This window comes from Streptomyces sp. GC420 (assembly GCF_009916105.1).
GTDB lineage: Bacteria > Actinomycetota > Actinomycetes > Streptomycetales > Streptomycetaceae > Streptomyces.
This window is the reverse complement of record NZ_JAAAXQ010000391.1, coordinates 1-6,940: the sequence shown is the minus strand read 5'-3', so window position 1 is coordinate 6,940 and position 6,940 is coordinate 1. Positions and strand designations below refer to the sequence as shown.

The following is a 6,940-nucleotide window of genomic DNA, read 5'->3' as shown; positions in this document are numbered from 1 at the left end:
GGTCGAGGCGGTCGGGGCGAAGGTGACCGGCTTCAAGCCGGGGGACGAGGTGTTCGGCAACTGCGAGGGGGCCTTCGCCGAGTATGCGCGCGCCAAGGCCGACAGGATTGTGCTCAAGCCCGCCAACCTCACGTTCGAGCAGGCTGCCGCCCTCCCCGTCTCCGGCATGACCGCCCTCCAGGCCCTCAGCGGCAAGTCCCGCCCCCGGCCCGGTCAGCGGGTCCTCGTCATCGGCGCGTCCGGTGGCGTGGGAACGTACGCCGTCCAGCTCGCCACGATGTACGGCGCCGAGGTCACCGGCGTCTGCGGTCCCGCCGGCGCGGACTTCGTCCGGTCCCTGGGTGCCACCCACGTCATCGACTACACGCGCGAGGACATCACCGACAGCCCGCACCGCTATGACGTCATCGTCGACAACGCGGGACTTCGGCCGCTGCCCGTACTCCGCCGAGCCCTCATGCCACGCGGCACTCTCGTCATCGTCGGCGGCGAGGGCGGGAGCGGCTTCCTCGGCGGTCTGAGCCGTGGCCTCCGCGCCGTCCTGCTCTCCCCCTTCATCGCCCAGAACCTCCGCAACCTCGTCTCCCTCACCCGCCGCGAGGACCTCCTGACCCTGAAGGACCTCACCGAGAAGGACCTGATCACCCCGGTCATCGACCGCACCTACCCCCTCGCCGAGGCACCCGCGGCCATCCGCCACCTGAGGCAGGGCCACCCCCGGGGCAAGCTCGTCGTCACCATCTGACGGCTGCCCGCCCCAGCCCGGTCAGCGGGCCGGAATGAGGAACTCTCCGAACTTCCGCACCGCCCGGCCGACCTGGTCGAGCGGCCTGCTCCTCGCCGTACGGGACGTAGCGGACGGACGAGTCGGCGTCTGAATCACCGGGTGGGTCCAGGCCCAGCTCCGTACGTGCCGCCCGCACATGGTGCAGCCCCTCGCCGCTGCGGACACGACCGGTGGACTGGTTCAGCGGCGCTTCTTGCCCCAGCTGCGGCCGCCGCCCTTGTGCCGCACGGCCGACTGCCTGCGCTTGGCGCAGCTGTGCCAGGTACGCCTTCTCGCACTCCTCGTATGCCAGGGCAGCGGGTCGGGCGATCCCCTGGTCCGAGTGGTCCGACAGAAGCTGAAGGGCATGCGAGGCGGTGGCGGGGTCGGCGCGGGCGAGATCCGACACCAGCGCGGGCGCGCCGCCCGGCCAATCGGCGGCCATCCGTTCGAACTACTCGTACATGGAGCCGAGTTCAGGGGTGGGTAGGCTGCCGCGCGCTGCTTCGGAGGGTGCCTCCTCGTCCTCCGGGGCCTCACGGGGGTCGAAGGACGCACGCCAGGCCGGGACTGCGAGGGCGTCCAGCCGGTCCAGCCTCCGCAGCCGCCGGGACGAGAGGGGCACGGCCTCTTCCTCGACCGTCTTCCCCGCTGCCCGCAGCAACTCGGCTGCCCAGGCGCCGAGCACCGGGTCACCGACGTACCCGGCGAACAGCCCGGGCGGGGCGTCCGGCAGGGATGCGGTCCCGCGGGGTCAGGTGCCGGTGAGGTCGGCCAGGAGCGCGGGCAGCAGGCGCTCCTCCATGACGGCCTGGCCCGACTCCCCCATGGCCCGCGCCAGTTCGGGGTCCCAGGGGCTGGCCGCGGGCGGGCCGCCGAGCGGCGTGGACTGGCCCTGGTCGAGGGCTCGGCGGTAGTCGGCGGTGGTCATGCGCCAGGGGTGGGCCCCGTGGCGTTCCACGGCGGCGGCGGTGATGCGCAGGCCCGCCCAGTCGAAGTCGGCCCGCCAGTGCAGCCGGGCTCCGGCGCGTACCGCGTCGGCGAGCAGCTGGTGGCAGGCGGCGGACGGTACGCCCTCGGTGCACACCAGGGCCGCGCTGCCGGCTTCGGGTTCGGCGGCTGCGGCGCGCAGGACGGCCGGGTTCTCGCACACGAAGATGTCGCCGGGGGCGGGGACGACGGGGTCGGACGAGAGCTGGTGAAGGGTGAGCCGGAACGGGATGCCGAAGTCGGCGGCATCGCGCAGCCAGTCGCAGACCACCGTGTCGCCCTCGGGGCGGATACCCAGGACGAGGACCTGGCTGGCGAGGTCGTCGGCGATGGCGCCCGCGCTCTCCCACAGGGCGCGGCGTCCGGCCCTCTCGCGCGGGACGTCGTCGCCCGTGCGCTGGGCGAGGGCGCGCAGGACGAGCTGTTCGAGCGGGGTGCCGGGGACAAGGGCCTTGGTGTCGCCGGTGGCCCGTTCGGCGAGGACCGGCAGCGGCAGGACGCGGGAGGGGGCCCCGGGGAGATCCCCGAGTTTCTCCAGGACGCGCACGGCCGCGCCGATCAGGGGCGCGTCCCCGCGGCGCAGCAGGCGGGTCAGGGTGCCGTCGGCGGCGAGGCGGTCCAGCCAGGCCGCGAACCAGCTCTCGGTGGCGAGGCGGCTGGAGTGGGCCAGGGTCAGGACCCGTTCGCGGTGGGCGTCCTCGTCGGCGCGTTCGGCGGGCCGGTCGCGCAGGGGGCCGTTCAGCCGGCCGAGGGTCTGGAGCAGGCCGGTGCCGTAGCGGTCGTGGAGGTAGGTGTCGAGGGCGGTGAGGGGGACGGCGAGGCGTTTCACGGTCTCGGGACGGTAGCGGCCGGTGACGCCGATGACGGCGCGGCGCTCGGCCTCGCTGGGGGCGGTGAGGCCGATCTCGCCGTCGAGCGCGCCCGAGGTGCGTTCCAGCCTGCGGCGGGCGGCGGCCAGCAGCCGGGTCCAGCCCTCGCCGCGCAGCTCCCCGAGACCGTGATCCCCGTCGCCGTGCTCCTCGTCGTTGTGCTGCTCGTGGCCGTGCTGCTCAGTCGGCAACGGAGGCCTCCTTCGGCCCGGGCACGCGGCGGGTGCCGGGTGAGCCGAGGGCCGCGGTGAGGTCGCCGACGTCGTCGGCGAGCAGCTTCCCGCCGTCCCAGAGCAGCAGCAGCGCGGAGACGGTGTGGTCGATCGCCGAGTGCGCGAGGTCGTAGTGGGCGGCGGCGGGGACCAAGGCGTGCGCGGCCCACAGGTCGTAGCCGGTCATGAACAGGTCGAGGTCGAACTGGGCGGCCAGCGACATCAGTTCGCCGCGGCCGGTGTCGTCGACGCCGGCGAACGCCTCGTCCAGGGCGAGCAGCCGCGGGGCGTGCGGGTGCGCGGAGTTGAGCATGGCGTGCGCGGCGGCGAACAGCGGCAGGTGCAGCGAGACGGACTGCTCGCCGCCGGAGAGGCGGCTGTGCCGGGCGCGGGTGAGCCGCTCCTCGCTCCTGTCGGGGCGTACGAGCTGGAAGGCGAACTGCCGCCAGCGGCGGTAGTCGAGCACCTGGGCCAGCAGTTCCCGGTAGGGCAGGTCGCGGTGGCGGGCCCGGGCGTTCTTGATCTGCGAGGCGAAGTGGGCGCGGACCCGGGCCAGCCCTTCGGGGCCGAGCCGGGCGGCGTCCGCGTCGAGGAGGGCGCACACGGCGCGCTGCTCGTCGTCGAGGTCGTCGGCGAGCAGCCAGCCCACGCCGACCGTCGTGCCGGAGGACATCCTGCGTTCGCGCATGTCGGTGTTCATGCGCCGGATGAGGTCGCGGGCGTCGACCGTGCGGTCGTGGATCTGCTGGGCGAGGCGGGTGAGCAGGGCGTCCTCGAGGATGCGCTGCTCGGAGTCGCTGAGCAGCTCGGCCTGGTCGCGGCGGTGCTCGGCGATCTTCTCGGCGAACGAGGCGACGGGCAGCGGGCCTTCCTCGTCGGCGACGCGGACGACGATGACACCGTCGGAGCCGTCCCATTCGGGCCGGTAGTCCTGTCCGGCGGCGGCGAGTTGGGCCTGCAGGTCGTCCAGGGCCTTCGTCAGGCGGGTGACGGACTGCTTGACGCTGGTCTCGGTGGGCGCGAGGTCGCGGGTGGCGGCCAGGATCGCCTCGTGCACGGCGACCGCGGCGGCCGGCAGCTCCTGGCCCGCCCAGTCGGACTCCTGGGCGGGCCAGTCGAGGCCGGGCGGGCAGCGCAGGATGTCGAGGAGTTCGCGGGCGGCGTACGGGGCGAGGCCCCGGGCGGTGTCCTTCTCCTCGGCGGCGGCGACGGAGCGGGCCTCGGCCGCCGCTGTGCGGCGGGCCTCGGCGGAGGCGGTGGCGGCGATGGCGGAGTGCAGGGCGGCGGTGGCCGTCTCGGCCTCCCGGGCCGCGCCGTCGAGGGCGTCCTCGGCCTCCCGCACCCGGCGCATCACCTCCTGCGCCTCCGCACCGACGGACTGCTGGAGGGCGTCGAGCCCCGCGGCCTCCTCGGTGTGGCGGCGGCGCGCGGCGCGCTCGGCGTCCAGGGCGGCCTCCTCGTCCTCGGCGGCCGCGCCGAGCCGGTCGGCGGCTGCTCCGGCCACCTCCGACTGACGGACGTGTTCGCGGCGGCGGGCGGCGAGTTCGCGTACCGCCGCCTCGAAGGCGCGGGTGGCGGTCTCGACCGCGTCGGCGCGGTCGGGGGCGATGCCGTGCTCGGCGGCGGTGCGGCGCAGGGCGCGGTCGGCGACCGAACAGGCCGCCACGGCTTCGTCGTACGAGGCCTGGGCGGCGTCGGCGGCCTCTCGGGTGGCGCGCAGCCGCGCCGCGGCCTTGTCGAGTTCGCGCAGCGCGGCGGTGATGCCGGTGGTGCGGGGCAGCGCGGCGCGGGCGGCGGCGTACGCCTCCAGACGCGTCTCGGTACGGGCCTGGGAGCGCGCCGACTCGTCGATCTGCCCGGCGATCTCGGCGAGCAGGGCCTCGCAGGCCGCGATGCGGGCGGCGCGGCGGCGTTCGCGGGCGGTGGCACCGACGTACTCGGCGTGCTCCTTGGTGTGCGCGCCGACGAGGACGCCGGCGACGTACCGGCCGTCCGGGGTGATCTGCGCGGTGCCGGTGCCGGTGCCGGTGCCGGTGCCGGTGCCGGGGGTGATGGCCACGGAGCGCAGGACGGCGGTGACGCGCGCTGCGGGGATCGACGTGCCCTCCTCCGGGCGCAGCAGGTCGGCGAGGGTGGGTCCTGGGGGCACCCCCGGCCGAAGGCCGGGGGACGGGGTGCGGGCGTGCAGGTAGCCGTCGCTGTGCCCGGCCGGCACGGGGGTGTCCTCGGCGGTGACGAGGGCGTCGAGGAGGCCGGAGGCCTCCAGGGCCGCTTCCAGGCCGGCCCGCTGCTGTTCCGTCAGGTGATCGGCGAAGTCCACGAGTTGCCACAGCGGTACGCCTGCCTCCCGGGTGCGGTCGGCGGTGCGGCCGCGGGCGGCGGGAGGGGCGTCGTCGTGCTCGGCGGCGATGCGGTCGCGCTCGGCCCTGGTCTCGGCGCGGCGGCGTTCGAGGTCGGTGCGCCGGCCGCGCAGGGAGGCCAGGGCGTCGCGCAGTTCCTGCACGGCGGGGGCGACGGCCTCGGTGTAGGTGTCGGTGAGGGTGGCGGCTTCCCCTTCGCCGGGGGCGCCTTCGCCTTCGCCGGTGGCGGTTTCGCCGGTGCGGTCGAGGGCTTCGGCGAGGCGGTCGGCGGCGCCCTCGGGGAGGAGCGGGCCATGCGCCTGCGTCCATTGCGCGAGCGCCTCGCGTACCTTGGCGCGGGCGGCCCCGACCGCCCTCTCGGCATCGGCTTCGGCGGTTTCGGCCCCGGCGGCGGACTGCTGGGCGCGGTCGAGGGCGCTGCGGGCGAGGTCGCGGGTCTGCTCGGCGCCGCGCCGGTCCTGCTGGGCGGCGCGCAGGGCCCGCACGCCGTCGTGGCGGGCGGCGGCGAGCGCGGCGGACCGCTCGGCGAGCCGGGCCGGCTCGGCGTCGGCCGGTGTCCACGCGATGCCTGCGGCGTGGGCGTGGTCGGCGACGGCGGCGGCGTCGCGGGAGGCGGCGGCCTCGAGCTCGGCGGCGAGCCGGGCCGCGCCTTCGGCCTCGGCGCGGGCGCGGCCGGTGGCGGCGGTGCGGCGTTCGCGTTCGGCGCCGGCCTGCCGGGCGGTGTGCTCGCAGGTGCGCACCAGGCGTTCCAGGTCGGCGAGCTGCTCGACGGCCTGGTACGCGGCGGAGGAGCGGAGCTGGTCGAGGCGGGCGCGCAGGGCGGTGAGCGCGGCGTCGGCGGTCTCGGCCCGGGTCTCGGCGGCGACCTGCTGCTCGCGGGCCGCGGCCAGCTCCTCCGCGGCTGTGTCCAGGGCGGCGCTGCGGGCGGCCGTCCCGGTGCGGCGGGCGGTGAGCCTGTCGGCGGCCACGCGGGCGTGGACCCGCAGGTAGGTGGAGTAGCCGGCGAGGAAGGCCCGGGTGGCGTCGTCGGCGGCGGCCAGTCCCTCCAGGGTGCGCTGCACGGACTCCATGTCGTCGAAGGAGCGGGCCGCTTCGGCGATGAGGTCGTCGTCCAGCGGGCGCAGGCCCTCGGTGAGGGTGTCGGAGAGCTTGGCCGGATCGAGGTTCTTGGCGAGCTGCGGGCGGCGCAGCGTGAGGATGAGGGTGAGCAGTTGCTCGTACCGCTCCCGGCCGAGGCCGAACAGCCGCCGGTCGACGGCGGCGCGGTAGTCGCTCGCGGAGGCGATCAGCTCGTGGCCGAGCTCGGCGGCGAGCTGCTTCTTCGTCATCGGCCGGTCGTCGCCGGTGAGGAGGGAGAAGTCCTGGCCGACGCGGCCTTCGGTGACGAAGTGCCAGCGGGCGGGGGTGTCGCGGTGGCGCTGGGCGTGCAGGCCGATGCCGCAGGTGACGGCCTCTCCGGTGGCGCGGTGGGTGAACTCGATCCAGACGTAGCCGAGCGCGCTGTCCTGCCCGCGGAAGAGCAGGTTGGACTTCATCGTGCGGTCCTCGGCCGCGAACGGGTTGAGCCGCTTGGGATCGATGCGGCCGTCGAGGACGAACGGGAAGAGCACTTCGAGGGCCTTGGTCTTGCCGGAGCCGTTGGGCCCGCGCAGCACCAGCCAGCCGCCGGCGAAGGAGAACTCCTCGTCCCGGTAGTCCCACAGGTTGACGATCCCGGCGCGAGTGGGGACGTAGCGGGCGGCC

Annotated in this window: 5 protein-coding genes; 1 reads left to right on the top strand and 4 read right to left on the bottom strand. The window is 75.6% G+C overall.

The window, feature by feature from the left end:
* Window positions 1-745 (top strand): NAD(P)-dependent alcohol dehydrogenase (locus tag GUY61_RS32030; protein WP_166633821.1); only part of this gene is annotated, 745 nt, incomplete at its 5' end.
* On the opposite strand, the gene GUY61_RS32025 is transcribed toward GUY61_RS32030, so the two are convergent.
* The 4 genes from GUY61_RS32025 to GUY61_RS32010 form a co-directional block, all read right to left on the bottom strand.
* The gene (locus tag GUY61_RS32025) at window positions 735-1,211 is read right to left on the bottom strand and encodes a hypothetical protein (protein WP_166633819.1); all 477 of its coding nucleotides are present in this window, start codon (window positions 1,209-1,211) and stop codon (window positions 735-737) included. The genes GUY61_RS32030 and GUY61_RS32025 overlap by 11 nt on opposite strands.
* Before the next feature lie 9 nt (window positions 1,212-1,220).
* Window positions 1,221-1,454 carry a hypothetical protein gene (locus GUY61_RS32020; RefSeq protein ID WP_166633817.1) on the bottom strand — a complete coding sequence of 78 codons (234 nt, stop codon included), beginning with the start codon at window positions 1,452-1,454 and terminating at the stop codon, window positions 1,221-1,223.
* Between the two features lie 66 nt (window positions 1,455-1,520).
* Complete coding sequence (locus tag GUY61_RS32015) at window positions 1,521-2,816, bottom strand: TIGR02679 family protein (protein ID WP_166633815.1); 1,296 nt, start codon at window positions 2,814-2,816, stop codon at window positions 1,521-1,523.
* A partial coding sequence (locus GUY61_RS32010; RefSeq protein WP_166633813.1) for a TIGR02680 family protein occupies window positions 2,806-6,940 on the bottom strand: 4,135 nt, incomplete at its 5' end. The genes GUY61_RS32015 and GUY61_RS32010, both read right to left, overlap by 11 nt.